This is a genomic window from Variovorax nivicola (assembly GCF_051216475.1).
In the GTDB taxonomy this organism is placed as follows: Bacteria; Pseudomonadota; Gammaproteobacteria; order Burkholderiales; family Burkholderiaceae_C; genus Variovorax.
Genome location: NZ_JBPJZK010000001.1, coordinates 574,920 through 598,341, shown reverse-complemented (window position 1 = coordinate 598,341; position 23,422 = coordinate 574,920). Strand labels below are relative to the sequence as shown.

29 protein-coding genes are annotated in these 23,422 nt (G+C 65.7%); 8 read left to right on the top strand and 21 right to left on the bottom strand.

Annotation, left to right across the window (positions count from 1 at the left end; genetic code table 11):
* Positions 1-17: 17 nt before the first annotated feature.
* Both ACSFBF_RS02830 and ACSFBF_RS02825 read left to right on the top strand, forming a co-directional pair.
* Entirely contained in the window at positions 18-1,208 is a 1,191-nt protein-coding gene (locus ACSFBF_RS02830) for an MFS transporter (protein WP_435464816.1), read from the top strand.
* A 37-nt stretch (positions 1,209-1,245) separates the two neighbouring features.
* On the top strand, positions 1,246-1,767 hold the full coding sequence (locus tag ACSFBF_RS02825; RefSeq protein ID WP_435464815.1) for a GNAT family N-acetyltransferase: 522 nt from the start codon (positions 1,246-1,248) through the stop codon (positions 1,765-1,767).
* Between the two features lie 16 nt (positions 1,768-1,783).
* Here ACSFBF_RS02825 and ACSFBF_RS02820 read toward each other — a convergent pair whose 3' ends face one another.
* Positions 1,784-4,558 (bottom strand): sensor domain-containing diguanylate cyclase, encoded by a 2,775-nt coding sequence (locus ACSFBF_RS02820; RefSeq protein WP_435464814.1) that lies wholly within the window; start codon positions 4,556-4,558, stop codon positions 1,784-1,786.
* Positions 4,559-4,745: 187 nt separating this feature from the next.
* Positions 4,746-5,072: a metalloregulator ArsR/SmtB family transcription factor gene (locus tag ACSFBF_RS02815; RefSeq protein WP_435464813.1), complete on the bottom strand. Its 327-nt coding sequence runs from the start codon at positions 5,070-5,072 to the stop codon at positions 4,746-4,748.
* 96 nt (positions 5,073-5,168) lie between these two features.
* Between ACSFBF_RS02815 and ACSFBF_RS02810 the strand changes: the two genes are divergently transcribed.
* Both ACSFBF_RS02810 and ubiG read left to right on the top strand, forming a co-directional pair.
* Complete coding sequence (locus ACSFBF_RS02810) at positions 5,169-5,552, top strand: thiol-disulfide oxidoreductase DCC family protein (protein WP_435464812.1); 384 nt, start codon at positions 5,169-5,171, stop codon at positions 5,550-5,552.
* 17 nt (positions 5,553-5,569) lie between these two features.
* Positions 5,570-6,277: a bifunctional 2-polyprenyl-6-hydroxyphenol methylase/3-demethylubiquinol 3-O-methyltransferase UbiG gene (ubiG, locus tag ACSFBF_RS02805; protein ID WP_435464811.1), complete on the top strand. Its 708-nt coding sequence runs from the start codon at positions 5,570-5,572 to the stop codon at positions 6,275-6,277.
* Between the two features lie 4 nt (positions 6,278-6,281).
* Here the strand turns inward: ubiG and ACSFBF_RS02800 are convergent, their stop codons facing one another.
* Entirely contained in the window at positions 6,282-6,689 is a 408-nt protein-coding gene (locus ACSFBF_RS02800; protein WP_435464810.1) for a PaaI family thioesterase, read from the bottom strand.
* A gap of 29 nt (positions 6,690-6,718) precedes the next feature.
* Entirely contained in the window at positions 6,719-7,414 is a 696-nt protein-coding gene (locus tag ACSFBF_RS02795; RefSeq protein WP_435464809.1) for an FMN-dependent NADH-azoreductase, read from the bottom strand.
* A 114-nt stretch (positions 7,415-7,528) separates the two neighbouring features.
* Between ACSFBF_RS02795 and ACSFBF_RS02790 the strand changes: the two genes are divergently transcribed.
* Entirely contained in the window at positions 7,529-8,455 is a 927-nt protein-coding gene (locus ACSFBF_RS02790; RefSeq protein ID WP_435464808.1) for a LysR substrate-binding domain-containing protein, read from the top strand.
* 128 nt (positions 8,456-8,583) lie between these two features.
* On the opposite strand, the gene ACSFBF_RS02785 is transcribed toward ACSFBF_RS02790, so the two are convergent.
* Entirely contained in the window at positions 8,584-8,787 is a 204-nt protein-coding gene (locus ACSFBF_RS02785; protein ID WP_435464807.1) for a hypothetical protein, read from the bottom strand.
* 28 nt (positions 8,788-8,815) lie between these two features.
* A complete protein-coding gene (locus ACSFBF_RS02780) occupies positions 8,816-9,064 on the bottom strand; it encodes an alpha/beta fold hydrolase (RefSeq protein ID WP_435464806.1) in 249 nt (82 codons plus the stop codon).
* Between the two features lie 62 nt (positions 9,065-9,126).
* Between ACSFBF_RS02780 and ACSFBF_RS02775 the strand changes: the two genes are divergently transcribed.
* Positions 9,127-9,867, top strand: coding sequence for a hypothetical protein (locus ACSFBF_RS02775; RefSeq protein ID WP_435464805.1), 741 nt, complete (start codon positions 9,127-9,129; stop codon positions 9,865-9,867).
* A gap of 7 nt (positions 9,868-9,874) precedes the next feature.
* On the opposite strand, the gene ACSFBF_RS02770 is transcribed toward ACSFBF_RS02775, so the two are convergent.
* The 4 genes from ACSFBF_RS02770 to ACSFBF_RS02755 all read right to left on the bottom strand — a co-directional run bounded on the left by ACSFBF_RS02770 (position 9,875) and on the right by ACSFBF_RS02755 (position 11,854).
* Entirely contained in the window at positions 9,875-10,159 is a 285-nt protein-coding gene (locus ACSFBF_RS02770) for a hypothetical protein (protein WP_435464804.1), read from the bottom strand.
* On the bottom strand, positions 10,160-10,405 hold the full coding sequence (locus ACSFBF_RS02765; protein WP_435464803.1) for a hypothetical protein: 246 nt from the start codon (positions 10,403-10,405) through the stop codon (positions 10,160-10,162). It abuts the gene before it with no gap.
* Positions 10,406-10,656: 251 nt separating this feature from the next.
* A complete protein-coding gene (locus tag ACSFBF_RS02760) occupies positions 10,657-10,824 on the bottom strand; it encodes a hypothetical protein (protein ID WP_435464802.1) in 168 nt (55 codons plus the stop codon).
* Positions 10,825-10,957: 133 nt separating this feature from the next.
* Positions 10,958-11,854 (bottom strand): LysR substrate-binding domain-containing protein, encoded by an 897-nt coding sequence (locus ACSFBF_RS02755; RefSeq protein WP_435464801.1) that lies wholly within the window; start codon positions 11,852-11,854, stop codon positions 10,958-10,960.
* 135 nt (positions 11,855-11,989) lie between these two features.
* Between ACSFBF_RS02755 and ACSFBF_RS02750 the strand changes: the two genes are divergently transcribed.
* Entirely contained in the window at positions 11,990-12,658 is a 669-nt protein-coding gene (locus tag ACSFBF_RS02750) for an FMN-dependent NADH-azoreductase (RefSeq protein WP_435464800.1), read from the top strand.
* An 18-nt stretch (positions 12,659-12,676) separates the two neighbouring features.
* Here the strand turns inward: ACSFBF_RS02750 and ACSFBF_RS02745 are convergent, their stop codons facing one another.
* Positions 12,677-13,582 carry an SDR family oxidoreductase gene (locus ACSFBF_RS02745; protein WP_435464799.1) on the bottom strand — a complete coding sequence of 302 codons (906 nt, stop codon included), beginning with the start codon at positions 13,580-13,582 and terminating at the stop codon, positions 12,677-12,679.
* Between the two features lie 234 nt (positions 13,583-13,816).
* Between ACSFBF_RS02745 and ACSFBF_RS02740 the strand changes: the two genes are divergently transcribed.
* On the top strand, positions 13,817-14,284 hold the full coding sequence (locus ACSFBF_RS02740; RefSeq protein ID WP_435464798.1) for a hypothetical protein: 468 nt from the start codon (positions 13,817-13,819) through the stop codon (positions 14,282-14,284).
* A 30-nt stretch (positions 14,285-14,314) separates the two neighbouring features.
* Here the strand turns inward: ACSFBF_RS02740 and ACSFBF_RS02735 are convergent, their stop codons facing one another.
* The 10 genes from ACSFBF_RS02735 to ACSFBF_RS02690 are packed head-to-tail and all read right to left on the bottom strand — an operon-like array spanning position 14,315 to position 23,385.
* Positions 14,315-15,253 (bottom strand): glutathione S-transferase family protein, encoded by a 939-nt coding sequence (locus tag ACSFBF_RS02735; protein ID WP_435464797.1) that lies wholly within the window; start codon positions 15,251-15,253, stop codon positions 14,315-14,317.
* Positions 15,254-15,290: 37 nt separating this feature from the next.
* The gene (locus ACSFBF_RS02730; protein ID WP_435464796.1) at positions 15,291-16,931 is read right to left on the bottom strand and encodes an isovaleryl-CoA dehydrogenase; all 1,641 of its coding nucleotides are present in this window, start codon (positions 16,929-16,931) and stop codon (positions 15,291-15,293) included.
* A 39-nt stretch (positions 16,932-16,970) separates the two neighbouring features.
* Positions 16,971-17,987: an NADP-dependent oxidoreductase gene (locus ACSFBF_RS02725; RefSeq protein ID WP_435464795.1), complete on the bottom strand. Its 1,017-nt coding sequence runs from the start codon at positions 17,985-17,987 to the stop codon at positions 16,971-16,973.
* Between the two features lie 27 nt (positions 17,988-18,014).
* Positions 18,015-18,482: a PaaI family thioesterase gene (locus ACSFBF_RS02720; protein ID WP_435464794.1), complete on the bottom strand. Its 468-nt coding sequence runs from the start codon at positions 18,480-18,482 to the stop codon at positions 18,015-18,017.
* A 1-nt stretch (position 18,483) separates the two neighbouring features.
* Positions 18,484-19,281 (bottom strand): SDR family oxidoreductase, encoded by a 798-nt coding sequence (locus ACSFBF_RS02715; RefSeq protein WP_093056885.1) that lies wholly within the window; start codon positions 19,279-19,281, stop codon positions 18,484-18,486.
* A 28-nt stretch (positions 19,282-19,309) separates the two neighbouring features.
* Positions 19,310-19,612, bottom strand: a complete 303-nt coding sequence (locus ACSFBF_RS02710) for a Dabb family protein (RefSeq protein WP_435464793.1) — start codon at positions 19,610-19,612, stop codon at positions 19,310-19,312.
* An 11-nt stretch (positions 19,613-19,623) separates the two neighbouring features.
* A complete protein-coding gene (locus ACSFBF_RS02705) occupies positions 19,624-19,881 on the bottom strand; it encodes a hypothetical protein (protein ID WP_435464792.1) in 258 nt (85 codons plus the stop codon).
* A complete protein-coding gene (locus tag ACSFBF_RS02700) occupies positions 19,881-21,734 on the bottom strand; it encodes an acyl-CoA dehydrogenase (protein WP_435464791.1) in 1,854 nt (617 codons plus the stop codon). Before ACSFBF_RS02700 ends, ACSFBF_RS02705 begins: the two co-directional genes overlap by 1 nt.
* A 17-nt stretch (positions 21,735-21,751) precedes the next feature.
* On the bottom strand, positions 21,752-22,207 hold the full coding sequence (locus ACSFBF_RS02695; RefSeq protein ID WP_435464790.1) for a PaaI family thioesterase: 456 nt from the start codon (positions 22,205-22,207) through the stop codon (positions 21,752-21,754).
* Positions 22,208-22,209: 2 nt separating this feature from the next.
* Positions 22,210-23,385, bottom strand: coding sequence for an acetyl-CoA C-acyltransferase (locus ACSFBF_RS02690; protein WP_435464789.1), 1,176 nt, complete (start codon positions 23,383-23,385; stop codon positions 22,210-22,212).
* Between the last annotated feature and the right edge of the window lie 37 nt (positions 23,386-23,422).

The window sequence follows — 23,422 nt, the reverse complement described above, 5'->3', positions numbered from 1 at the left end:
GCACAGTACAGGGCATCATGCCAATCGCTCTACTCGCCCTCACCGCCGGTGCCTTCGGTATAGGCACCACCGAGTTCGTCATCATGGGCCTGCTGCTGCAGGTCTCGACGGATCTTCATGTCTCCATCACGGCCGCAGGCCTGCTGATTTCGGGCTATGCGCTCGGGGTCGCGGTCGGCGCGCCGGTGCTCACCATTGCCACCCGCAAGCTGCCGCGCAAGACCGTGCTGCTGGCGCTCATGGCGATCTTCACGCTCGGCAATCTCGCCTGTGCCGTGGCGCCCAACTACGAAATGCTGATGGCCGCGCGCGTCATCACCTCGCTGGCACACGGCACTTTCTTCGGTGTCGGCTCGGTGGTGGCCACCGGCTTAGTGGCGCCCGAACGCCGCGCCTCGGCCATCGCGATCATGTTCACCGGCCTGACCGCCGCCACGCTGCTCGGCGTGCCGGCCGGCGCCTGGCTGGGCCTGCAGTTCGGTTGGCGCTCGGCCTTCTGGGCCGTGACGCTGATCGGCGTGCTGGCCTTCACGGTGCTCGCGGTGTTCGTGCCGCGCGTCAAGGGCGAAACCAAGCCAGCGCCGTTGCGCGAAGAGCTGGCCGTGCTGGCACGCCCGCAGGTGCTGCTCGGCCTGGCGATGACGGTGCTCGGCTTTGCCGGCGTGTTCGTGGTGTTCACCTACATCCAGCCGCTGCTCACGCAGGTCACCGGGCTTTCGGAGTCGGCCGTGTCGCCGATCTTGCTGGTGTTCGGCGGCGGCCTTGCGGTCGGCAACATCCTCGGCGGCAAGCTGGCCGACCGCGCGCCGATGGCCGCCGTGCTTGGCACGCTGGTGGCGTTGGCTGTGGTGCTCGGCGCGATGCAGTTCACCATCGGCACGCCGTTCACCGCGGTGGTGTTCGTCGGCCTGCTCGGCGTGGCCTCGTTTGCCACTGTGGCGCCGATGCAGTTGCGGGTGCTGGAGAAGGCCTCGGGCGCGGGCCAGAACCTCGCCTCGAGCTTGAACATTGCGGCCTTCAATCTCGGCAACGCACTCGGCGCCTGGGTTGGCGGTGTGGTGATCGACCATGGCCCGGGGCTGCGCGCGCTGGGTTGGGTGGCGGCGCTGCTCACGCTGGTGGGGCTGGCCATCGCGCTGTGGAGCCGATCGCTCGACCGGCGCGAACCGCGCAATGCACTGGGGGATTGCGCTTCGGCGCGGGTCTGATCCTCTTCCAGGGAGTGAAGGGATTGCAGAATCCCGCATGCGCAACGCTCCTCTCACCACCCGCCCCGCCATCGCCGCCGACGCTCCAGCGTTGGCGGCGTTGTCAATTCAGGTCTGGCTCGCCACCTACGCGACCGAAGGCGTGAACGATCTGCTCGCGCGTTATGTGCTCGATGAGTTCACGCCGGCCGCGTTCATCGCGTGGATGAACGACGCAGACACTGCCTTGATCGTCGCCGAGGCCGACACACATCTCGTCGGCTATGCGCGCCTGCGCTTCGGCGCGCGGCAGGCCCTCGTTCCCTCCGCCAGCACCGAGCTCTGCACGCTCTACGTGCAGGAGCCGTTCACCCGCTTGGGCGTGGGCTCCGCGCTGCTCGACAAGGCCCGCGCCACGGTGCGCGACCGGACGGGCAGCGATGCCCTGTGGCTGACGGTCAACGTCCAGAACCAAAGAGCGTGCGGCTTCTACGAGAAGCACGGGTTCGCCAGAAAGGGCACGACCTGGTTCGCACTGGGCGAAGACCGCCACGAGAACCACGTGCTGGGCCGGCCATGAGTGGCCGCCAGAATCATCAGTGCTGCCGCGTAGGCGAATCGCTGCGCGCCTCTTCCATCGGCATGAAGAACTCGAACCGGTTCCGCCCCGCCGCCTTGGCGTTGTAGAGCGCGACGTCGGCCCGCGCCAGCAGTTCTTCGGCGGTGACGGAAGAATCGGCCGCGCGGTGATACGCGATGCCGATGCTGGTCGTTACCTCGATGCGCTGGCCGTCCACCACGAAGGACGGCGTGCGGATGCTTTCCACCATCTTGGCCGCCACGGTGGCCGCGGTGCCCGGTGCATTCAGGCCTTCGAGCACCAGCACGAACTCGTCGCCGGCCAGCCGGGCCACCATGTCGGTGCCGCGCACGCAGCCCAGCAGCCGCCGTGCGTACTCGGCCAGCACCGCATCGCCTACTGCGTGGCCCATCGTGTCGTTGATGGCTTTGAAGTGGTCGATGTCGAGGAACATCAGCGCCATTGCATGGCCCGTGAGTTGCCCGCGCAGCACCGCCTCGGGCAAGTATTCGTTGAACGCCAGCCGGTTGGGCAGGCCAGTGAGCGTGTCGAGCCGTGCCAGCTCGATGAGCTTGTGCTCCACCACCTTCAGCGCCGTGATGTCGAGCGCCAGCGAGAAGATACCGTGCGTCGCCCCATCGGCGCGCACGTCGGGCACGTAGATCACCTGAGTGATGCGGTCGAACCCCGCGCGATGAGTGCTGGTCTCGAACTCCACCCGCTCGCCGGACAGCGCCCGGGCGAGCATCGGCTGGCGCGACAGGTACACATCGCGGCCCGACACCTCCTGCACGTGGCGCCCCAGCACCTGGACCGGATCGAGCCCGAGCCATTCGCGGCTGGTGGCGTTGGCGAAGGTGATCCTCTCCTCGCGGTCGATGTAGGTGATCAGCGCCGGCATGTTGTCGGTGATGGCGCGCAGGCGCAGTTCGCTCTCGGCCTGGCGCAGCTCCGCCTCTTTCAGTGCCGTGATGTTGAAAGACATCAGGTAGAAGCCCACGACCTCGCCGCGCAGGTTCTTGTCCGGTATCAGGTTGACCTGGAAGTACCCCTCCCTGCCGTGGATGGGTGCACGCACCGGAAAGCGCACTTTCTTGCCGGAGAACAGCACGGGAAGGTAGGGCTTGTGCTGCGCGTACACCGCCCTGCCGAGGGCCGAACGCATGGTCGTGCCCTGCAGCGGTGCGCCTTCGCTGAGGCCCGCCATCTGCCGCGCCCGGATGTTGGCGAACAGGCAGTTCTGCTCGCGGTCGAAATAGCCGACCAGCGCCGGAATGCTGTCGGTTACGTCGCGCAGCAGCTTTTCCTGCTCGGTCAGGGCCCGGCGGATGTTCACTTCTTCGGTGATGTCGAAGGTCATCGAGAACACGCCGCACACCACGCCGTCGGCATCGACGTCGGGAATGTAGTGGGCCTTGAAGGTGCGGTTGCCGATGCCCAGTGCCGGATCGCCCGACTTCTCGAGGATCACCGTCTCACCCGCCAGCGCGCGCATGAAGTGCGGCTCCACGACCGCAAAGTCTGCGGCGCCGCGCACCTCGGGCATCAGGCGCCCTACCAGCGCTGCGTTGTTGTGCAGGGCTCGCACGTGCGCGTTGACGAAGGTGTAGCGCAGCGATGCGTCTACATGCGAAACCATCGCCGGGATGTTGTCGGCAATGGTGCGCACCTGTGCCTCGCTGCGCGCAAGGCTGAGCTCGATGGCGCGCCGCTGCGCCATCAGCTCGTCGAAAGTGCGCGCGAGATCGCCGATTTCGTCGGGGGCGTACGTGCGCGCCGCTGCGGTCTCGGTGGGAGCCTCCTGGGTGTATTGCATGTGCCTGTGCAGCGCCGACAGCGGCTTCAGCTGCCGGCGTGCCACGCCCAGGGCCAGCGCGCCCGCGAACAGCGCGAGCGCCATCGCCCCGAACAATGCACCGCGCTCGATGGCATCGATGCTCGCGAAGGCCTCGCTGCGCGGGTACATGGCGCCGACGATCCAGTTCGTCTGCTCGGTGCGGTCGAAGGCATAGAGGGCGGGCATGCCGGCATCGTTGATGCCCTCGCTCGAGCCCTGGAAACCGGCCATCGCGCGCAGGATCTCGGCATTGCCGCCGCCATCCGCCTGGACCTGGTTCAGGATGCGCGAAGTCTGCGGATGGTCGACGACGATGCCGTCCACGGTCGTCACGAACAGGTAGCCGGTCTTGCCGAACCTGATGTCGCCGAGCGTGCCCAGGATGTTCCGGTCCTTCAGGTTGATGGCGCCGGAGATCACGAACCTCACCTGCCCCGTGTTGTCGAGCACCGGCTCGGTGATGGCCACCTGTGCCAGCCCGTTGAGGCGGTTGCGGTAGGGCTCGGACACGAGGCCGGCCTTGGAGGCGACCGTCTGCTGGAAGTAAGCCCGGTCCTTCACGTTCACCTTGCCGATCGCCTGCACGCCGTTCAGGTTGGCCACCAGGTTGCCGTCCATGTCGACGAACGCAACGTTGTCGAAAGCCTTGCGCAGCGAGCCATGCTTCTCGAGAAAGGCCTGCAGCGCGGCGCCCTGGAGGTCCTGCGCTTCCACGCTGCCGCCGAAGGTTTGCAGCAAGATCCGGCGGCTGCCGAATTTCTGGTCGATCGCATCCGCGATGGCACCCACGCGGGCGACCTCCTCGGTCGCGATCGAGGCGCGCATGTTGCTCTTGACCAGATGCAGGGCGAAGGTGGCGATTGCGAAGGTGGCCAGCAGAACCACTGCCGCCACGCCGAGGCTCAGGCGCGTGTGCAAACCGAAGCGGATTTTCGAGAAGCCTGTTGGAGTCATTGAACTTGTTCGGAGCCGGTACGTTGCCGGCGGAGAGTTTCCGGGCAGAGTATCGGTGTGTTCCGCGCGCGGAGAGAAAGACTCCGGGACACAGGCTCCGGCCAACCGCGTGGCACGGCGGAAAAATGAATTCCTTTGCTGTACTTTTCTTTGCCTCCCGGGGAAAGAGACAGCGAGGGGCGCCGTGTCAGGTGCCCGAGGAATCCGCCGAGCGTTTGCTGGCCAGGGCGCGGCTTTCTTTCTTCAGCGCCTTCGACACCGGACAGACCGCCTGCACGAAGCCGGTCAGTGTGCTGGCCAGGCTCTCGCGCTGCAGGCTGTAGAACACGAACTGGCCGCGCTTCTCGGCTTTTACCAGCCCCGCGCCTTCGAGGATCTTCAGATGCTTGGAGAGCGAAGGCTTGGTCATATCGAAGCGCGAGGCAATGTCGCCGGCCGAGAGTTCGGTCTCCGACAGGTACGCCAGGATCTTGCGCCGCGGCGTGGAGGCAAGCGCTTCGAAAACTTTTTCCATCGGTTCAGTTTAGCTCGCGAGTAGGCAATTCTCTAATTAGTTATTTAGCCATTTAGCTAAATGAATGGCAGAATGACCCGAACTGGAGCCGACGACATGCAAGCACCCACCGCCCCTCCCCCGCGTACGGTTGTCTACTACAACAGCGCCTGTCCTGTCTGCGATGCCGGCGTCTGCGCCATGCGCGAGAAAACGCCGGACGCAAGCGTCGAGTGGATCGACGTGCACACCCGCCCGGAAGTGCTCGAACCGCTGGGCCTGCGGCTTGAAGACGTGCGCGAACGCCTGCACCTCGTCGACACCTCGGGCGCCACGCGCATCGGCGCCGACGCCATCGCCGGCGTGCTGGCCCTTGCTCCGCGATGGCGCTGGCTGGCAAGGCCGCTTCAGTGGCCCGGGCTGCGAACGCTCGGCGCCTGGCTCTACAACCTCTTCGCGCACCAGCTCTACCGCTGGAACCGGTCGCGGGGTCATTGGTAAACCAAGGAGAAGAATCCATGAGCGCAGCATCCAACTTCGACCCCGCCGAACTGGCCAGATTCCAGGCCCTGGCCGACCGGTGGTGGGACCCGCAGTCTGAATTCCGCCCCCTGCACGAGATCAATCCGCTGCGGCTGGACTGGATCGACAAGCTCAGCCCGCTGAGTGACCGCAAGGTGCTCGACGTCGGTTGTGGCGGCGGCATCCTGGCCGAGTCGATGGCGCACCGCGGCGCGGACGTGCTCGGCATCGACCTAGCCGACAAGCCGCTGAAGGTCGCAACGCTTCATGCACGCAGCAGCGCGGCAAGCGTGACCTATCAGGCAATTTTCGCCGAAGACCTGGCCATTGGCAACGAGGCAAAGTTCGATGTCATCACGTGCATGGAGATGCTCGAACACGTGCCGTCGCCAGTAGCCGTGATCGACGCCTGTGCTCGCATGGCGAAGCCGGGAGGCTGGGTCTTTTTCTCCACCATCAACCGCACGCCGTGGGCATGGCTGATTGCAATCTTCGGCGCGGAGCAGGTGCTGCGCATCCTGCCGCGCGGCACGCACGATTACCGCAAGCTCATCCGCCCGGACGAACTCAAGAGCGCGGCCGCCAGCGCCGGCCTCGTGCTGCGGGACCAGCGCGGCCTGGGCTACAACCCGCTCACCCGCAACTTCAGGCTCCACCGTTCGCTGCGCGTGGGCTATCTGCTTGCGATGCAGAAGAAGGATTGAGCCGTCAGGCCTTCACGACACGCGCGCTGGCCGTGGAGCGCGCCACGATGTGCCCAGTCGGATCGCTCAGTTGCGCCTCGAGAAAAGCGATGGTCTTGCCGCGCTGCACGACCCTGCCTTCGCCATACAGCAGGCCAGGCTTCGCGGCGGCCAGAAAGGACACGCTGAGGTCGATGGTGACGGAGTAAGTCTCTTCGCCATTCATGACCCACAACGCCGGCCCCATCGTGTCGTCGAGCATCGCTACGAGGATGCCGCCCTGCACCGCGCCCGCGGGGTTGAGGAACGCATCGGTGGCCACGAAGCTCAGGCGGATCGTTCCCTTTTCCTTGTCGAATCCGAGCACGCGCTGGCTGAAAAGCTCGGCGGTGGGCGGGCGGGGGAAGCGCTCAAGCAAAGGGCCGGGGATCATTTTTCGTTCCGGAAGTGGAGCGAAAAATCCTATGCGGTGGCTGCTGACAGCGTGGTGTCAGTAGCAGCCAACGTGTCGACGAGCTCATCCACGTGCTGCTCCGCGCGCCGCATCGACTGCGCGAGCTGCTCGCCGCCGAACTCATCAGACTCCACCGCCGCCTCGAACACATCCGTGATGCCGATGTAACCGAGCACCGAACGCACGCTGCCCTCCGTATGGTTGAGGTGCGCGATGCGCCCGCCCGCGTCATAGCCGTGGTCGCCGCGCGCGCCGAGCAACACCACGCGCTTGCCCGCGTCCGCCAGCAGCGGCCAGTACGGCACTGCGCCGCGCGAACGGTCGAAGCCGAAGGTGCGGCCCACGCGCACGATGTTGTCGATCCAGGCCTTGAACTGCGCGGGCACGCTGAAGTTGTACATGGGCAAGCCGACCACGACGACGTCGGCTGCAATGAGCTGATCGACCAGGCGGTCGCTCTCGGCGAGCACGTCGGCCATCCACGGCTCGCGCGCGGCCGGCGGCGTGAAGGCCGCATGGATCCATCGGCCGTCAACGTGCGCGGGCGGACGCTGTCCCACGTCGAGGTAGTCGATGCGGTCGTCGGGACGCGCCTTGCGCCAGCGCTCGACAAAACGCGCGGAAAGGCGCCGCGTGTGCGAGCCGTGGAGGTCGGTGTCGGAGCGGCCCGGACGGGCGCTGGCATCGATGTGAAGGAGGTTCATGGTGATGGTCTTGATGGATGAATGGATGTCTTTCATTCCGCGCTGCCAGAATGGCGCGCAGGCCTTGAATCTATGGATGCAGGCCTGCCATCACAAACGACGATTTCTCTGCCTATGAACGAGATAAGCTCATCCATCCGCCCTCCCCGCCGACTACCTCCGCTGCTGTCGCTGCGCGCCTTCGAGGCCGCGGCCGCGCACCTGAGCTTTCAGCGCGCGGCGCTCGAACTCTCGGTCACGCCGTCGGCCATCAGCCACCAGGTGCGCGCGCTCGAAGACACGCTGGGCCAGCCGCTGTTCCGCCGGCTCACGCGGCAGCTCGCGCTGACGCCCGCGGGCCAGCGGCTGTTCGACGACCTGCGCATGGGCTTCGACGTGCTCGAAGCCGGTGTAGACAAGCTGCGCCGGCCCGCCGCATCGCAGGCCGTCACCCTCACCACCAACACCGCCTTCGCCGCGCGCTGGGTGCTCCCGCGCATGGAGGCGTTCCGCAAGGCCAGCCCCGGGGTCGAGCTGCGGCTGCATGCGAGCGACACCGTGGTCGACCTGGCGCGCGGCGATGCCGATATCGCGGTGCGCTCAGGCCGCGGCAACTGGCCGGGGCTGGTGTCGCGCGAGTTGATGCCCGAGCGCTACGCGCCGTTGTGCAGCCCGATGCTGGGCCTGAAGCGTGCGGCAGATCTACCGAAGCACCAGCTGATCCATTGCGACTGGCAGCCGCAGGCGCTCGCACCCGCCGTGTGGCCGCGCTGGTTTCGCGAAGCTGGCATCGCGCCACCGAGGGGGCGTGCGATGAAGGCCTCGGGCCCGTCGTTTTCCGACGAGACGCATGCGATGCTGGCCGCACTCGCCGGCCATGGCGTGGCGTTGCTGAGCCTCACGCTGTCGGCCGAGGAGCTTCGCAGCGGCGCGCTGGTGCAGCCTTTCGGACCCGCGCTCGAAACCGGCAGCTACTTTCTTGCGGTTGCGAACGGGAGGGAGAACGAACCGGCTATCCGAGCCGTGTGGGAGTGGATTGCGTCGCAAGCCGCCACAGGCTGAGGTCACGAGCTTGCGAAAGGCGCTGACGCTGCTGATGCAGGCCGTGCCCAGCTCGTCTTAGGAGTGAAAAGGCCTCCCGAAGGAGGCCTGTCCCGGCCCGGCTCCGGGCGAAGTGCCAAGCGTTCTTTTCATTCGACGCGCTTGCTCAGGAGGGTCGGCACGACATAACCGTCTCGGTACACGGCCTCGATGCTTCCCTGCACGCGGTCGGCGGCATGCGCGGTCACGAATTTGTCCTCTGTCACGCGATAGACCACCATGGTGCACGACGAGTGCTTGCTGAGGGTGCGGGCCACGCCTGTGGCCTGTCTTAGGGTTGGGTACGTTTCCATGGGGGCTCCTCCTTGTCTACTTGGCAACTCAAATGTTAACTCTTTGGTATTCAATATGCGTCAGGGTATGTTCCAAGCAGCAACGGCCGCCATTCTTGTCCGCCCCTCCCTTTTGCAGGAATCGGATGATCTGGCCATTGACATCGTCTGGCTGCGACATCGCAGCGATATGGTCGGCGCCCAGCACGATGGCAGCCTCGAGGCCGGGCATCCGACGCTGCGCCAGCTTCAGCATCGCCTGGGGTTCGTAAAGCTTCTCCGCGTCGCCGATCAACAACAGTGTGGGCGCGCAATGGCACGCAGACCGACGCCGCCGTGACGCTCACTACACTGCCCCCGATGAACAATCCTCCTCGACCGCAGCACGCGGGAGACATCCTGACTTCCTACTTCTGGAGCGGCGACGCCATCCGCAGCCGAAGCGTGAGCAGTGTCGTGCTGTCGGGCACGGTCGACGTGCCTGCGCCGCCTGCACGTCTGCTCGCCGATTGGGAAAGCGAGATCTCTTCGCGCCTGTTCCTGGAGCCCGGAGACGTCGAGCCATTGCCCCTGGCCCGGGCGCGTACGCGTTGGCCCGACTACAAACACTGCGTGCAGGCCGTATCCGACTGGATGCACACGCTGGGACTGTCAGAGGTGCTTGCCTCCAGCGACGTGGCCCTCATGGCCTGCCGCGGCGCGAAGTACCACCACGACGGTGCGCAGTACGGCAGCATGGCCTTCTGCAATCTCTTCATGAGCGAGGACAAGGGGCTGGACCTGCACTTTTCCTCTGCGGGTCATCGGATTCCACTGACCCGGGGCACGGTGGTGATCTTCGACACCGGCCAGCCTCATGCCGTCATCCAACGTGGCAGCGGCGGCTTCGATGCGGCCGATTTCACGCCCGAGCGGGATTGCAGCCTGGTGTTCCTGACCTGGGAGCTTCCCATCGAGGATGCCCATGTCGGGCACGCACTGGGAGTCGCCTTCGACATCGATCTTTCGACCTCGCCGCAGCTGGATGAAGAGCAAGTCTGGCTGAACGGTGCACGGGCCATCGTGTGCCCGGACTCCGGACGATGGCGCAGTGCCAACTGACTGATCGTCAGCGATTGGAGTGAAGAGCCCTGGCAGCAGCCAGTTCGCCCAGGCAGGCGTTGACCGCCTGAAGCGGTGCCTTCTCGTGGCAACGCGCCACCGCCTCGCGCGCAACGGCTTCGCTCAAGCGCCGCTCCCGTGCCGCCTCGACCTGGAATTCGACGATCCACTTCATGAGCCCAGCCAGCACGATCAGCAAGCCGATCAAGGCTGCGACCAGAGTCACCCGCCAGCCCTGAACTCGAAAAATAGACGTCGCGGATTTACCCGCCATGGGTTCTTGCGAGGCCATCTAGCGGGGAAGGTCCGGAAAGACCCACATGCTCAAGCCGAGGATCAGGCCGGCGCCCAGGAACATGATGGCTGCCGTCGTGAACATCGATGCCGCAATGATGTTCGGAACGAGGATGGCCACGACCACAAAGGCCACGGCCGCCACGATGCACAGGAGCACGGACAACCATGCCATGTACGCTGGCCCATACCTGGCCGCCAAAGGCTCGTCCGGGCTGGTTTCGGGTTGGAACGGTGTGCGCATGAATAGCCTCCCTCTTCGCAAGATGTCGCGTGTAATTCGTTAGCCGGCGCAGGCGGTTGCGAGGCAGCGTGGACTGCTCGCGACCTTTCCTGACCTTCGTCAAAAAAAGTACAGGAAGGTTAAGAAGAACAGCCGATCGGGCTAAGGGATTAATTCGCGCACACCGCACATGAGAGCGGGTTCGGTGCAAAAAGCCAGCGAACCTGCGCAATATTTGACTAATGTCAAACATTGCGCAGCGCAGGCACCTCTCAGCCGCAGAGGTCGAAGATCGCTTCCATGATCAGCTGATAGCCACTCCAGAACAGCCAGTGGTCGCCGCACTGGGTGAACGGTCCTGCGACAGCCGGGGCAGCCAGAGCCAGCGACGACAAGATCGCAGCCACAGCGCCTGCCTTGATTGCGGTTGCACGTTTCATGATTTCTTCCCTCCATTGGTACTTTTGAACGCAGGGCATCTCGCTCCTGCAACCCGAGATGAGCCGCGCAAGCGACTCACTGCCGGACTCTAGGACTGCGAACGAGCGGCCACCAGTGTCGAAAGTCACGCGTTCAGGCACCCAGCGGCTGCAGGCCCCTCACCCACTCGAACACCGCGGCCACGGCCGGCTCCGAACGCCGCGCCTCGAGGCACACAAGATAGAACGGCAGCCCCGGCAACTCCGGACCGAACGGCTGCACCAGATTGCCCGCACGCAGTTCGTCGGCAATCAGCGCAAGACCCATCAACGCCACGCCCTGCCCCTGCAGCGCGGCCGACACGGTGTGCGTTTCGTCCGAGAACACCGGCCCGGCCGATACGTCGAGGCCGGGCACCTGCGCCTGCTGCTGCCACTCGGCCCAGGTGCCGGGCTGGCTCTTGTTGCCGGGCACCGCGAAGTGCAGCAGCGTGTGCCGCGTCAGGTCACTGCGGCGGCGCAGCTTGAGCGCAGGGCTGCAGGCCGGCGCGAAGACGTTGTCGAACAGCTTCTCGGCCACCATGCCCGGCCACTGACCCTTGCCGTAGCGGATCGCTATGTCGGCCGTGACACCGTCGAGCGCAACCGCTTCGTGCGATGCATGAATGCGCAGGTCGAGCCTCGGGTGCAGCGCGCGCAAAGTGCTCACGCGCGGCAGCAGCCAGCGCGCCGCGACGGCCGGCGTGGCCGACAAGGTGATGGCGCTGCGCTCGGGCGGCGCACGCAGCCGCGCCACCGCATTCGCCATGGCATTGAACGACTCGCTCAGCACTGCCTGCAGCTCCCTGCCCTGCGGCGTGAGCACCAGTTGCCGCGGCTGGCGGATGAACAGCGGCACGCCGAGCGAGTCTTCGAGCTGCCGCACCTGGTGGCTGATGGCGGTGGGTGTTACCGAGAGTTCGTTGGCCGCGAGCTTGGCGCTGCAGTGCCGCGCGGCCGCCTCGAAAGCGCGCAGCGCCGCCAGCGGAGGGAGTTGGCGAAGGTTGGCCATGGATGAATTAATTTTTCAGCAGCGCAAAGAAATCGTCGTTTGTCGCACTGGGTATGCCTGGATAAATTGAGAACCACGTCAAGCAGACAGCTGAATTCTCTTCATCCCACCCTTCACGTCAACGAGGACCGCACCATGACCACACTGCTCCACATCGACGCCAGCGCCCGCCCCGGCCGTTCAGGCACCCACGTTCACGGCTCGCATTCGCGCCGGCTGAGCCACCACTTCGTGTCGAGCTGGCTTGCGACACAGCCGGGCACCGAAGTGATCTACCGCGACATCGGCGCCGCGCCGCCGAGCAACGTCACCGGCGAATGGATCGCGTCGGGCTACACGCCCGCCGCCGAGCGCGAGCCGTGGATGCACGCCGTGCTCGCCGAGAGCGACGCGCTCATCGCCGAGATCCGCCGTGCCGACGTGCTGGTGATCGGCGTGCCGATGTACAACTTCAGCATGCCTGCGCCGCTGAAGTCATGGATCGACAACATCGTGCGCGTCGGGGCTACCTTCGACTTCGACCGCAGCCGCGAGAACCCGTATGTGCCGCTTCTGGCCGAGCGCAACCGCCGCACGGTGCTACTGACCTCGTGCGGCAGCAGCGGCTACGGGCCGGGCGGGTTCCAGGCGCATCTGGACCTGCTCACGCCCGGCATCGCGACCCCGCTGGGCCTGCTCGGGCTCAACGAAGTGCACAGCGTGGCCATCGAGCACGCTGAAGACCATGGCGACTTGCTGGACCGCTCCATCGCCAGCGCGCTTGCCCGCGTCGAGGCGCTGGTGAGCGAGCTGCAGGCCTCCTGATGACGAGGAAGAAGCTTCTCAGGCCGAGCGCAGTTGCTCGCGCAGCTTCTGCCCGATCTCGGGCCGCTCCAGGAAGGGGTCGGCCGGATTGGTGATGGAAACGATGTTCTCCATGCGGCTGCGCACATTGCCCAGCGCCTTCGGATGGCTGAACACGTAGAACTGGTTGGCGGTGATGGCGTCGAACACCTTGGCCGCGACTTCTGCGGCCGTGATCTTGCCGCTGCTCACCGCCTTGTTGCTCATGGCCTGGCCGATGAGCTGGCTCTTGGTGAGCTCGGTTTCCTTCGGCGCGTTCGGGCGATTGCGCTCGCTGCTGGTGATGCCGGTGGGCACGAAGTACGGGCACAGCAGGCTCGCACCGATCTGGTCGGTGACGAGGTTCAGGTCCTGGTACATCGTCTCGGTGAGACTCACGACAGCAGCCTTGGCTGCGTTGTAGATGCCCATGTTGGGGGGAGTGAGCAGGCCGGCCATGCTGGCGGTGTTGGTGATGTGGCCGCGATAGTCCGGGTCTTTCGCGGCGGCCTCCAGCATCATCGGCGTGAACAGGCGCACGCCGTGGATCACACCCCACAGGTCCACGCCCAGCACCCATTCCCAGTCGGCCACAGTGTTCTCCCACACCAGGCCGCCGGCGCCCACGCCTGCGTTGTTGAACACGAAGTGCGGCGCGCCGAAGCGTTCCTTCACGGCCGTGGCCAGCGCTTCCATCTGCGCCGCGTTCGACACGTCGACCTTGCGCGCCAGCACCTGCGCGCCGGCGGCTTCCATTTCTGCCTGGGCCTTGTCGAGCGCGTCCTGCTGCACGTCGACCAGCACGAGGTTCATGCCGCGGGCGGCGCCGATGCGCGCGCACTCCAGGCCGAAGCCCGAGCCTGCGCCGGTGAGTACGGCGGTCTTGCCCTTGAAGTCTTGAATCATTGAATGCTTTCCTGTGGTTGGCTCTGCGCCGTCTATTTGAACGCTTTGCAGCATGGTTGACTGTCGTTCGTGTGACGCGTGTCTGCGGCCGCTTCAGGCTGGCTCTGACCACACCCAACACACCTCGGACCGAAAACCCACTCCTTCGTGACAAAGAGCCGGCCGGTTGACGATGGGCAACAGTGGTAGTCGCCACGGTCACGTACAACGCTCCGTCATCAACTGGGCATGCACATGAAACCCACCATCAAGGCTCTGCTCATCATCCCCACCGTATTGATAGGCTGTGCCGCCATGGCTTGCAAACCTGTCGTGGTGACAAGGCTGACCTTCGCCGATGGTTCTGCCGACCTTGAGCCTGCGCAGATAGCAAAGCTGGCGGAGTTTGTTGGCCGGGCGAATTCGGCGTTTCCGAAGTACCTTGAGGTTTCAATCGACGGAGGCGCCGCCGTCAAGGTGCAAGGCAGAACACCTGCTGAAGCCAGACAGTTGGCAAGACGACGCGCCGAAAACGTGACCCGAGCGTACAAGCAACTCCAGCCGACCGAGATCAAGCTGGAAACGACGTCAAACATCTATGAAGACAACAAGATGTCGAGGGAGGCGAGCAACGATTTTGTCGTGGTGCAGTTTCACCCTGACTACGAGGCGCTGAAGTTACCCGACTGCAACCCGGTCCCAATACCTGGCCTCAAGCGTTGAGGCGCGGCGGTGATCGACCGCCGCGGCAACTCAACCCTCAGCCTTCTTCAGCACATACCCGATCCGCGGAAAGTGCACATGCACCGTGCCCGTACGCTCGCTGCTGCGCTCCAGCGTGTAGTGCGTGCGCGTAGCCGCGATCAGCGTGCCGGGTGTCTCCTCGAGGCCGAAGCTCTCGGCGCGCACGGTGACGGCGTTGCCGAGCGGAATACCGTGATCGTCCTGGAAGGTGCTGTCGGTCAGCAGCGTGTGCGGCGTCGCGGCCTTGGCTGCTGCAATGGCCTCGTCGCTCGTGAACTTCTCGGGAACGCCGTGGCCGATGGCGGCCATGCGGTCCAGCCAGTCGATCACCGCGGGCGTCAGGTCGAGGATGGTGCGAACCGACTCGATGCGCCGCGTGTACCAGAGCGGGTGGTAGGCCGAGAAGTCCGCGATGCTGGGCACTTCGCCAAGCAGAAAGGGCTTTTCGTCGAGCATGTCCGACAGGCGGCGCAGGTACGACTTGTAGGCGCTGGTGGCGTCGGCCGGGCGCAGGCGGGTCATGTTGCCCGCGCTCATCTTGCCGCGGTCTTCGCCGAAGGCCTTCGCGGCTTCGGGCGGGGCTTTGGCGAACATCTCGGCTGCGCCCTTGGGCTGCAGGCTCCAGGCCATGGCGGCCCAGAACAGCGTGGTGTCGGCCCACTGCGCGAGGATGCGCGACATGCCTTTTTCGGGCTCCGGGTAGAGCGTGGGCTCGGGCTGCAGGTGTTCGAGCACGTCGGCGATGAGCGCGCTGTCGCAGTACATGTCGGCGCCGATCTGCAGGAACGGCGTCTTGCGGTAGCCACCAGTGAGCACCTCCACGTCGGGCTTGGGCATGATCGGCGGGATGAAGACCGACTTCCACGGCAGCTTCTTGGCGCCGAGGATCAGGCGCACCTTCTCCGAGAACGGCGAGGTCAGGTAGTGATGAAGGATCAGGTCGGCCATGGTGGGAGTCTTTCTTCTGTGGTGGGGTCAGCGCGCGTCAACGGGGTTGCGCGCGCTGGATGATCGAATCGAAATCGGTGCCCGCGGCCAGCGTGCCGAAGGCATTGCCCCAGTCGCCGCCCAGGCGCGAGGCGCAGAACGCGCCAGCGACGGCGGATGGCGCGGTTTGCACGAGCAGTGCGGCCTGCACGGCGAGTGCCACGTCCTGCGCGAGGCGGCGGGCCTCGGCTTCGGAGGCCATCGCCTCGATGCGTGCCGGCAGCGCGTCAGCCAGCCGGTCGAGCGCGGCGTGCTGGCCACGCGCTGGTGCCAGTTCCTTCGTCAGCGCGGCCACCGCGTCGCCCTTGCGCAAGCCACGCAGCAAGTCGAGCGCCATGATGTTGCCCGCGCCTTCCCAGATGGAGTTGAGCGGCATCTCGCGGTAGATGCGGGCCATGACGCCCTCGCCGCCCTCTTCCACATAGCCGTTGCCGCCGAGGCACTCCATCGCCTCCTGCGCAAAGGCGCTGCCGCGCTTGCAGATCCAGAACTTGGCGACCGGCGTGAGCAGGCGGGCCATCAGGCGTTCGTGTTCGTCGGCCTGGTTGTCGAAGGCGCGCGCCAGGCGAATGGCGAGCGCGGTGGCGGCTTCGCTTTCGAGCGCCAGGTCGGCCAGCACGTTCTTCATCAAAGGTTGATCGATCAGCGGCTTGCCGAAGGCCTTGCGCTGCGTCGCATGGTTGAGCGCGATGCCCAGCGACTGGCGCATCAGCCCGCTGGTGCCCAGCGCGCAGTCGAGCCGCGTCATCGTGCCCATCTCGAGGATCTGCGGAATGCCGCGACCCTCCTCGCCCACGAGCCAGGCGCTCGCGCCATGGAACTCGACCTCGGAGCTTGCGTTGGCCTTGTTGCCGAGCTTGTCCTTCAGCCGCTGGATCTGGATGCCGTTGCGCGAACCGTCGGGCAGCACGCGCGGCAGGAAGAAGCACGAGAGCCCGGCGGGCGCCTGCGCCAGCACCAGGAAGGCATCGCACATCGGCGCAGAGAAGAACCACTTGTGGCCGGTGATGGCATAGCGCTCGCCCCAGGCATCGCTGCCGTCGCGCACGGCCTGGGTGGTGTTGGCCCGCACGTCGGAGCCGCCCTGCTTCTCGGTCATGCCCATGCCCATGGTCACGCCGGGCTTGTCGCTGAAGAGCTTTAGTGCCGGGTCGTACCAGAGGCTGCCGAGCTTCGGGCCCCAGTCGGCGTACACGGCCGAATTGCCACGCAGCGCGGGCGTGACCGCGTAGGTCATGGAGATGGGGCAAAGAATCGACGGTTCCAGCTCGGTGAAGAGCATGAAGCCCGCCGCGCGCAGCACATGCGGCGAGGCCGAAGTGCCGGTCCAGGGCGTGCCGTGAAGCCCGGCGCCCACGGCGGCAGTCATCAACGCGTGGTAGCTCGGATGGAACTCCACCTCGTCGATGCGCCGGCCGAAGCGATCGTGCGTGTGCAGCTCGGGCGTGTGCACGTTGGCCAGCCGCGCATGCGCCTGCATGCCGGCCGTACCGAGGGTGGCGCCCAATTCGTGCAACTGCGTGGTCTGCAGCGCGGGCGCGTTGAACATCAGCGCATCGCGCAGGGGCCGATTGGTGTCGAAGAGGTTGTAGTCGACCAGCGGCGTGGGCTGATTGAACACCTCGTGCGTCGTTTGCATAACCGGCCTCCTTGCCGTGCGTTCAGTCCATCCAGTGCATCAGATCAGCTTGACGAGTTGCTTGCCGAAGTTCCTGCCCTTGAGCAGGCCCAGGAAGGCTTCAGGAGCGGATTCGATGCCTTGCGCAATCGACTCACGCGGCTTCAGTTTGCCCGTGGCCACCAGCGTGCCCAATTCGGTCAGCGCCTCGGGCCACACTTCCATGTGCTCGCTGACGATGAAGCCTTCGATCTTCATGCGGTTGATGAGGATCAGCGCGGGGTTGGCCAGCGGCAGTGGCTGGCCGTCGTAGCCCGCGATCATTCCGCACAGCGCCACGCGGGCGAAGGCGTTGGCGCGCAACAGCACCGCGTCGAAGATGTAGCCGCCGACGTTCTCGAAGTAGCCGTCGATGCCGTTCGGGCAGGCTTCCTTCAGCGCCGCGCTCATCGACTTGACGTCGGCGTGCACGCGGTAGTCGATGCAGGCGTCGAAGCCCAGCTCGTCGGTCACGTACTTGCACTTGTCGGGGCCGCCGGCAATGCCGACCACGCGGCAGCCGCGCGCCTTGGCCAGCGCACCGAAGGCGCTGCCCACCGCGCCGCTGGCGGCGGTGATGACCACCGTTTCACCGGCCTTGGGCGCAATGATCTTCACCAGCCCGTACCAGGCCGTGACGCCGGGCATGCCGACCGCGCCCAGGTAGTGCGACAGCGGCACGTGCGTGGTGTCGACCTTCTTCAGCGCACCTGGCTGCGAGGCATCGACCACGCTGTATTCCTGCCAGCCGCCGAAGCCGACCACCTTGTCGCCTACGGCGTACCTGGGGTGCTTGCTCTCGACCACTTCGCCCACCGTGCCGCCCTGCATCGTCTGGCCCAGCGGTTGTGGTTGCGCGTAGCTCTTGGCGTCGTTCATGCGGCCGCGCATGTACGGGTCGAGGCTCATGTAGTGGTGGCGCACGAGCACCTGGTTGTCCTTGAGCGCGGGGGTCTCCGCGGACACGAGCTTGAAGTTGCTGGCCACGGCCTCGCCGTCGGGGCGGTTGTCGAGGTGGATCTGCTTGTTGATCGGCATGAATGTCTCCGGAAAAGTGTCAGTCAATCAGTCGGTCGACGGCGGCCGCATCTCGTTGGCGCTGGCGGGGCCGGTCGGCAGCCTGCGCTTCACGTACTTGAAGGTGCCGGTGGCGTGGGCGCACACGCGTTCCTGTTCGTCGTAGATTTTGGCCTCTGTGAAAGCCAGCGTCGCCGTCCTGTGAATGAGCGTGCCGCGCGCGTGCAGCGGGCCGACCGAGGGCTGCATGAAGCTGGTCTTCATCTCGATGGTGACCACGCCCATCTCGGGCGCGATGCTGCGCGCGGCCACCGCCATGGTGATGTCCAGCAGCGTCATGCAGGCGCCGCCGTGCGTCACGTCGAAGGTGTTCAGGTGCTCGGGCTTGGCGGTGTAGATGATCTCCGACTCGCCGCCCTCGAACTTCGTCAGCTCGAAGCCGAGGTGACGCGCGAACGGAATCTGGCTCGTGTACGAGCGGATGTTGATGTCGCTGGAATCTGAAGAAGAAGACATGTCAGGCAGCACCCAGCACTACGCTCACGCCGCCGTCCACCGCCAGCCACTGGCCGGTGATGTGCTTGCCGGCATCGCTCGCGAACAGCAGCGTCAGGCCCTTCAGGTCTTCCTCGTCGCCCAGGCGGCCGAGCGGGGCCTGCGCGGCCATCTTTTCCTCGCCCAGCGACTTGATGAGGCCGGCGGCCATCTTCGTCATGAAGAAACCGGGGCAGATCGCGTTCACATTGATACCGTAGCGGCCCCATTCGGCAGCCAGCGTGCGAGTGAAGCCGATGACCGCGGTCTTGGAGGTGTTGTAGGCCAGCGTCTGCATTTCGGGCGGGTTACCGTTCAGACCGGCGATCGAGGCGATGTTGATGATGCGCCCGGTCTTCTTCGGGATCATGTAGCCGTTGGCGATCTGCTGCGACAGGATGAAATAGCCGCGCACGTTGAGGTTCATCACCTTGTCCCAGGCCTCGACCGGGTGGCTCTCGGCCGGCGAACCCCAGCTGGCGCCCGCGTTGTTGATGAGGATGTCGACTGCGCCCATACGCTGCAGCGTTTCGTCGGCCAGGCGGCGGGTGTCTTCTTCCTTCGAGCAGTCGGCGGCGATCCAGCGTGCGTCGATGCCGGCGGCCTGCAGCTCGGCAGCGGCCTGCTCCAGGTCGTCGGCCTTGCGCGAGCTCAGCATGATCTTCGCGCCGGCTTCGCCGAGCGCATGGGCCATCTGCAGGCCCAGGCCGCGCGAGCCACCGGTGATGAGGGCGGTCTTGCCGGTGAGGTCGAACAGCTGCTTGATGTTGCGGGGCGTCATGAGGTGTCTCCGGTTTTGAATGTCAGGCTCAGATTTCGTAGTCCATGCACTGGCGGGCTTCGCGCACAGCGCCGATGAAGGGCTTCAGGGCCACGTGCTGCGGATGGTCCGAATAGGCCGCGAGCGCGGCGGCATCGGTGAATTCCGAATACAGGACCAGGTCGTAGGTCGCTTCCAGCCCGGGCTGGGCAATGGCCACCTCGAAGCGCAGCGTGCCGGGCGACAGCTTCGCGCAGGCGTCGAGCAGCGCCTTGGCTTTGAGCAGGTTGGTCGCCTTGTCGGCGCCCTCGGCGTGCTCCTTGAACTTCCACATCACGATGTGCTTGAGCATGGCTGGCCTCGTTACTTGGTGGGCGTATTGGACAGGCGCGAGCGCACGTAGATCAGCACGAAGCCGACCACCGCCACGATGCCGCCGGGCACGGCGATGGACCAGCCCAGCGCCGCGTTGGTGCGGCCGGTGGCAAGGCCCAGGATCACGACGAACAGGCCGCCGTAGATCAGGATCCAGATCCACTTCTCGAGCCGCGCGTGCGGCTTGGGCGGTTTGGCGGCGGGGGTGTTGTTGGGGTTGGCGTTCGGCGAATCGGTAGTGGCCATCAGAAGGCGTCCTCGGGCAAAGCGGTACAGGTCGGGTCGCGGGTTTCGACCACGTTGAGCCATGCGCCGATTTTCGGCAGCTCGTAGTGGAAGAAATAGTCCGTGGCGCCGATCTTGCCAGCTGTTACCGCCCTCGCCTTTTCTCCATCGGTCTGCAGGGCCCTTTGGGCCACGTCGAGCCAGATCCACGCCAGCACCATGTGGCCGAAGGCCTGCATGTACGGCACGGCATTGGCCAGCGCGTCGGCCGGGTCACCGGTGGACCATGCGGCCTCGGTCGCACTGCCGATGCGCTGCAACGCTGCGCCCAGCGCCTTGGCATGAGCCGCCAGCGCTGGCACCTTGGCGGCGCGGCCAATGGTGGCGGTCATGCGGCCGGCCAGCAGTTGCAGGCCGCGCCCCTTCTCCATCAGCACCTTGCGGCCCAGCAGGTCGGCCGCCTGAATGCCGTGGGTGCCCTCATGGATCATGTTCAGGCGGTTGTCGCGCCAGTACTGCTCCACCGGAAAGTCGCGCGTGTAGCCGTAGCCGCCGTGCACCTGGATGGCCAGCGAATTGGCTTCCAGGCACCACTCGCTGGGCCAGCTCTTGGCAATGGGCGTGAGCACTTCGAGCAGCAGGCGCGCGTCGTCGGCGGCCTGCGCGTCGCCGGTGTTCTGCTCGTCGACCAGCCGGGCGCAATACAGCTCCAGCGCCAGCGCGCCTTCGCAATACGCCTTCTGGGCCAGCAGCATGCGGCGCACGTCGGCGTGCTCGATGATGCGCACCTGCGGCGCAGCCGAGTCCTTGGCGACCGCGGCACCGGCGGCATTGGGCTTCTTCACCAGTCGGCCCTGCGGGCGGCTCTTGGCGTATTCGAGCGAGGCGTGGTAGCCGGCCATGCCGAGCATGGTGGCAGCCGTGCCCACGCCGATGCGCGCCTCGTTCATCATGTGGAACATGCAGTGCAGGCCCTTGCCGGGCGAGCCGACCAGGTAACCCACCGCGCCGGCCTTGCCGTCGACCGGGTACTTGCCCTCGCCGAAGTTCAGCAGCGTGTTGGTGGTGCCGCGCCAGCCCAGCTTGTGGTTCAGGCCCGCGAGCGCCACGTCGTTGCGCTGGCCGGTGAGCTCGCCCTTGGTATCCACCATGCGCTTGGGCACGATGAAGAGCGAAATGCCGCGCGTGCCGGGCACCAGCTTGCCGTTCTCGTCGGGGATCTTGGCGAGCACGATGTGCACGATATTCTCGGTCAGCTCGTGGTCGCCCGACGAGATCCACATCTTGTTGCCCGTGAGGCGGTAGCGCGGGCCAAGCGGGTCATCTTGAAAATCACCGCCATCGGGCACCGCACGCGTGGCCACATCGCTCAGCGAAGAACCGGCCTGCGGCTCCGACAGGCACATGGTGCCGGCCCAGCGGCCCGAGAACTCGTTCCTTGCGAACACCTCTTTCTGCATCTCGGTGCCGTGCACCATCAGCAGGTTGGCGTTGCCGCTGGTTAGCATGTTGGAGCCGATGCTCACCGAGGCCATCGCGAAGAAGCTGTTGGCCGCAGCCGAGAGCGTGTACGGCAGCTGCATGCCGCCGATGTCGTAGTCTTGCGCCGCGCTCATCATTCCCGATTCGACGAAAGCCTTGTGCGCGTCGTGCGTGGCCTGCGGCAGGATGACTTTCTCGCCATCGAAGTGCGGCTCCTGCGTGTCGACCGTGCGGTTGAATGGGGCGTACTTCTCGCGAGCGATGCGCTCGCAGGTGTCGAGCACCGCGTCGAAGGTTTCGCGCGAGTGGTCGGCAAAGCGTTCGCGCTGGTTAAGCGACTCGGCGTCGAGCCAGTCGTAGAGCAGGAAGTCGAGGGTGGAACGCAGGCTCATGAGAATGTCTCTTCTTGCTACTTTTTCGGAGAGTCAGGTAGTTTGGCGATGGTGCCCTGCGCCAGCGCGCAGAGCTTCTCAACGTTGTCGTTCACCACGAACACTTCGCAGGTGCAAACGGCCTGCGAACTGCCGCAATGGGCTGTGGTGGCGCGTGCAATCAAACGGTCGCCAAGTGCAGGCCGTACATAGTTGATCTTGAATTCGGAAGTCACCACCGGCACGCGCAACGCGCTGCCACCGGCAAAGGTGAGCGCGTTGTCGGCCATGTAGCTCACGATGCCGCCGTGGGCAAAGCCGTTCTGCTGCTTCAGCTGCGCCGTGAGCGGCAGCTGAAGCTCGGCAAGGCCTGGCGCAAGCGCGTGCAACTGCGTGCCGATCAGCGCACTGAACGGCTGCGATGCGAGCACACGGCGCCCGTAGGCCAGAACGGCTTCGGGCGAGACCTCCTGGTCATGGCCCAAGCCGGACATGATTACAAGACCTCGAACACGCCTGCGGCGCCCATGCCGCCGCCGATGCACATCGTGACCACGACCTTCTTCGCACCGCGGCGCTTGCCTTCGATGAGCGCGTGGCCGGTAAGGCGCTGGCCGCTCACGCCGTAGGGGTGGCCCACGGCAATGGCGCCGCCGTCCACGTTCAGGCGGTCGGCCGGAATGCCGAGCTTGTCGCGGCAGTAGATCACCTGCACGGCGAAGGCTTCGTTCAGCTCCCACAGATCGATGTCGTTGACCGTGAGGCCCAGGCGCTTGAGCACCTTGGGAATCGCGAAGACCGGGCCGATGCCCATTTCGTCGGGCTCGCAGCCGGCAACGGCAAAGCCGAGGAAGCGGCCGATGGGCTTCAGGCCCTTTTGTTGGGCGTACTTCTCGTCGACCAGCACGCAGGCACCGCCGCCGTCGGAGAACTGGCTGGCATTGCCGGCCGAGATCAGGCCGCCGGGAATGGCCGAGCGGATGCCGCTGATGCCTTCCTTGGTGGTGCCGGCGCGAATGCCTTCGTCGTTCTCGATCGTGACTTCCTTGGTGCGCAGGCCCAGCACGGGGTCGGCCACGCCGGCCAGCACGGTGATGGGGGCGATCTCGTCCTTGAAGCGGCCGGCTTCCAGCGCGGCGGTGGCCTTCTGCTGGCTGGCGGCGCCGTATTCGTCCATGGCGTCGCGGCCGATGTTGTAGCGCTTGGCGACCTGCTCGGCCGTCTGCAGCATGTTCCAGTAGATCTCGGGCTTGTGCTTCACGAGCCACGGGTCGGCCAGCATGTGCTTGTTGGCTTCGTTCTGCACGCACGAGATGCTCTCGACGCCGCCGGCCACGTACACCTCGCCTTCGCCCGCGATGATGCGCTGGGCGGCGGTGGCGATGGTCTGCAGGCCCGACGAGCAGAAGCGGTTGATGGTCATGCCCGAAGTGGTGATCGGCAGGCCGGCGCGCAGCGCGATCTGGCGCGCGATGTTCGAGCCGGTCGCGCCTTCGGGCGTGGCGCAACCCATGATGACGTCATCGACCGAAGCAGGGTCGATGCCGGCGCGCTGCACCGCGTGCTGCACGGCGTGGCCGCCGAGCGTGGCGCCGTGCGTCATGTTGAAGGCACCCTTCCAGCTCTTCGCGAGCGGCGTGCGGGCGGTGGAAACAATGACGGCGCTGGTCATGGTGAGGTCCTTTGAAGCAGATGGAAGGGAAAAGAGG

Excerpts from the sequence above, each read along its gene's own strand:
- ACSFBF_RS02830 (WP_435464816.1), top strand. The coding sequence starts at position 18 with ATGCCAATCGCTCTACTCGCCCTCACCGCCGGTGCCTTCGGTATAGGC.
- ACSFBF_RS02825 (WP_435464815.1), top strand. The coding sequence starts at position 1,246 with ATGCGCAACGCTCCTCTCACCACCCGCCCCGCCATCGCCGCCGACGCT.
- ACSFBF_RS02820 (WP_435464814.1), bottom strand. The coding sequence starts at position 4,558 with ATGACTCCAACAGGCTTCTCGAAAATCCGCTTCGGTTTGCACACGCGC.
- ACSFBF_RS02815 (WP_435464813.1), bottom strand. The coding sequence starts at position 5,072 with ATGGAAAAAGTTTTCGAAGCGCTTGCCTCCACGCCGCGGCGCAAGATC.
- ACSFBF_RS02810 (WP_435464812.1), top strand. The coding sequence starts at position 5,169 with ATGCAAGCACCCACCGCCCCTCCCCCGCGTACGGTTGTCTACTACAAC.
- ubiG (WP_435464811.1), top strand. The coding sequence starts at position 5,570 with ATGAGCGCAGCATCCAACTTCGACCCCGCCGAACTGGCCAGATTCCAG.
- ACSFBF_RS02800 (WP_435464810.1), bottom strand. The coding sequence starts at position 6,689 with ATGATCCCCGGCCCTTTGCTTGAGCGCTTCCCCCGCCCGCCCACCGCC.
- ACSFBF_RS02795 (WP_435464809.1), bottom strand. The coding sequence starts at position 7,414 with ATGAACCTCCTTCACATCGATGCCAGCGCCCGTCCGGGCCGCTCCGAC.
- ACSFBF_RS02790 (WP_435464808.1), top strand. The coding sequence starts at position 7,529 with ATGAACGAGATAAGCTCATCCATCCGCCCTCCCCGCCGACTACCTCCG.
- ACSFBF_RS02785 (WP_435464807.1), bottom strand. The coding sequence starts at position 8,787 with ATGGAAACGTACCCAACCCTAAGACAGGCCACAGGCGTGGCCCGCACC.
- ACSFBF_RS02775 (WP_435464805.1), top strand. The coding sequence starts at position 9,127 with ATGAACAATCCTCCTCGACCGCAGCACGCGGGAGACATCCTGACTTCC.
- ACSFBF_RS02770 (WP_435464804.1), bottom strand. The coding sequence starts at position 10,159 with ATGGCCTCGCAAGAACCCATGGCGGGTAAATCCGCGACGTCTATTTTT.
- ACSFBF_RS02765 (WP_435464803.1), bottom strand. The coding sequence starts at position 10,405 with ATGCGCACACCGTTCCAACCCGAAACCAGCCCGGACGAGCCTTTGGCG.
- ACSFBF_RS02760 (WP_435464802.1), bottom strand. The coding sequence starts at position 10,824 with ATGAAACGTGCAACCGCAATCAAGGCAGGCGCTGTGGCTGCGATCTTG.
- ACSFBF_RS02755 (WP_435464801.1), bottom strand. The coding sequence starts at position 11,854 with ATGGCCAACCTTCGCCAACTCCCTCCGCTGGCGGCGCTGCGCGCTTTC.
- ACSFBF_RS02750 (WP_435464800.1), top strand. The coding sequence starts at position 11,990 with ATGACCACACTGCTCCACATCGACGCCAGCGCCCGCCCCGGCCGTTCA.
- ACSFBF_RS02745 (WP_435464799.1), bottom strand. The coding sequence starts at position 13,582 with ATGATTCAAGACTTCAAGGGCAAGACCGCCGTACTCACCGGCGCAGGC.
- ACSFBF_RS02740 (WP_435464798.1), top strand. The coding sequence starts at position 13,817 with ATGAAACCCACCATCAAGGCTCTGCTCATCATCCCCACCGTATTGATA.
- ACSFBF_RS02735 (WP_435464797.1), bottom strand. The coding sequence starts at position 15,253 with ATGGCCGACCTGATCCTTCATCACTACCTGACCTCGCCGTTCTCGGAG.
- ACSFBF_RS02730 (WP_435464796.1), bottom strand. The coding sequence starts at position 16,931 with ATGCAAACGACGCACGAGGTGTTCAATCAGCCCACGCCGCTGGTCGAC.
- ACSFBF_RS02725 (WP_435464795.1), bottom strand. The coding sequence starts at position 17,987 with ATGCCGATCAACAAGCAGATCCACCTCGACAACCGCCCCGACGGCGAG.
- ACSFBF_RS02720 (WP_435464794.1), bottom strand. The coding sequence starts at position 18,482 with ATGTCTTCTTCTTCAGATTCCAGCGACATCAACATCCGCTCGTACACG.
- ACSFBF_RS02715 (WP_093056885.1), bottom strand. The coding sequence starts at position 19,281 with ATGACGCCCCGCAACATCAAGCAGCTGTTCGACCTCACCGGCAAGACC.
- ACSFBF_RS02710 (WP_435464793.1), bottom strand. The coding sequence starts at position 19,612 with ATGCTCAAGCACATCGTGATGTGGAAGTTCAAGGAGCACGCCGAGGGC.
- ACSFBF_RS02705 (WP_435464792.1), bottom strand. The coding sequence starts at position 19,881 with ATGGCCACTACCGATTCGCCGAACGCCAACCCCAACAACACCCCCGCC.
- ACSFBF_RS02700 (WP_435464791.1), bottom strand. The coding sequence starts at position 21,734 with ATGAGCCTGCGTTCCACCCTCGACTTCCTGCTCTACGACTGGCTCGAC.
- ACSFBF_RS02695 (WP_435464790.1), bottom strand. The coding sequence starts at position 22,207 with ATGTCCGGCTTGGGCCATGACCAGGAGGTCTCGCCCGAAGCCGTTCTG.
- ACSFBF_RS02690 (WP_435464789.1), bottom strand. The coding sequence starts at position 23,385 with ATGACCAGCGCCGTCATTGTTTCCACCGCCCGCACGCCGCTCGCGAAG.